The sequence below is a fragment of the Nocardia sp. NPDC046763 genome (assembly GCF_040645495.1).
GTDB lineage: Bacteria > Actinomycetota > Actinomycetes > Mycobacteriales > Mycobacteriaceae > Nocardia.
Genome location: NZ_JBEYYI010000098.1, coordinates 1 through 1436 on the forward strand (window position 1 = coordinate 1; position 1436 = coordinate 1436).

At 68.2% G+C, this 1436-nt stretch carries 2 protein-coding genes; both read right to left on the bottom strand.

What is annotated here, in order from left to right:
* Nucleotides 1–56 precede the first annotated feature (56 nt).
* Complete coding sequence (locus ABZ909_RS43650; protein ID WP_357012398.1) at nt 57–989, bottom strand: AraC family transcriptional regulator; 933 nt, start codon at nt 987–989, stop codon at nt 57–59.
* Between the two features lie 70 nt (nt 990–1059).
* A partial coding sequence (locus ABZ909_RS43655) for a zinc-binding dehydrogenase (protein ID WP_357012400.1) occupies nt 1060–1436 on the bottom strand: 377 nt, incomplete at its 5' end.

The window sequence follows — 1436 nt, forward strand, 5'->3', positions numbered from 1 at the left end:
GCCCCTGTGGAATTTATCCACTGGGGCACGTCGCATCTGTGAGTGTTGTGGATGGATCAGGCAGCAGCGCGGGCCTGCCGACGGTATTGGCCGGGGGCAAGGCCGTATTCACGCTTGAACGCCTTGCCGAACGCGAACTCCGAGCTGTATCCCGCTCGAGCGGCCACCTTTTCTATGGCCAGCTCATCCTCGCGCAGCAGGCGGGCCGCTGTGGTCAGACGCCAGCGGGTCAGGTACGCCAGCGGCGGTTCGCCGACCATGGCATTGAACTTGCGGGCGAAGGCCGCCCGGGACAGGCCCGCGTGGTCGGCGAGAGATTGCACGGTCCAGGGCGCGGCCGGATCGCCGTGCATGGCTTCGAGCGCCGGGGCGACGGCCGGATCACGCAGCGCCGCAGCCCATCCCACCGCCTCGGACTGCGGCTGATCCTCGATCCAGGCGCGCAGGATGTAGAGCAGCAGCGAGTCGATGAGGGCCGGCACGATGCCGTGCGACCCGATGCGGGGGTTGTCGAGCTCCGCGCCGAGCAGCTGGATCGCAGCGGTCAATTCCGGGTGCCGGCCGTGGCGGGCGGGCAGATGGATCACCTCGGGCAGCTGCCGCAGCAACGGATGCGGCCGCTGCCCGTCGAGGTGATAGTTGCCGCAGAGCAAACTGGCCGCCGGACCGTCGCCGCCGAGTCGCAGCGCGCCCACGGGCGGGCGCTGGGTGTACTGCTCGGGCCGGGGAATCTCCGGGGCAGTGTCGGGGTGATCGGCAAGGATGTGCCCCGCCCCGTCACGGACGAACACCACATCGCCGGGGCCCAATGGGATTGCCTCACTGCTCTTCTCAGTGGGATAGAACCAGCATGTCCCGTGCAGCACCACATGGAATCCCGCACCCGCCGTCGGCGGCAGCTGGAGCGCCCAGGGCGCGCGCCCGTCGGTTCGCACCGAGTTCGGCGCACCGGTCCGCATGGAGGCCAGCGCCTCACTCAGCACATCCATCACCGCTCTCCTTCACCTCGAACTCCGCGCCCTGCAACCCGGATACCGCCCCGATTATTCGATGCCACCGTCAATCGACGGTCAGCACCACCTTGCCGACTGTGTCGCCGGAAGCGACCAACTCGTGCGCCTTCCCGACCTCCTCCAGCGGCAGCGTCTCGGCAATGGTCGGCCGCAGCTTCCCCGCGTCGACCAGCTCCGCGATCTGCTCCAGCGCCCAGTAGTCCGGCTCCACCGAGACACCCGCGAACCGCCGACCGGCTTCCTGCACGGTCCTCTCCAGCTCCGCGTTCACATGCTCGAGAATGGTCACCAGCACCCCACCCGGCTTCAGCACCTGCAACGACCGCGCACCATCGGCCACCGAGTCGAAAACGATGTCGGCATCCTCGACCGCCTCGGTGAAATCCGTTGTCCGGTAGTCGATCACCTCATCCGCTCCCAAGC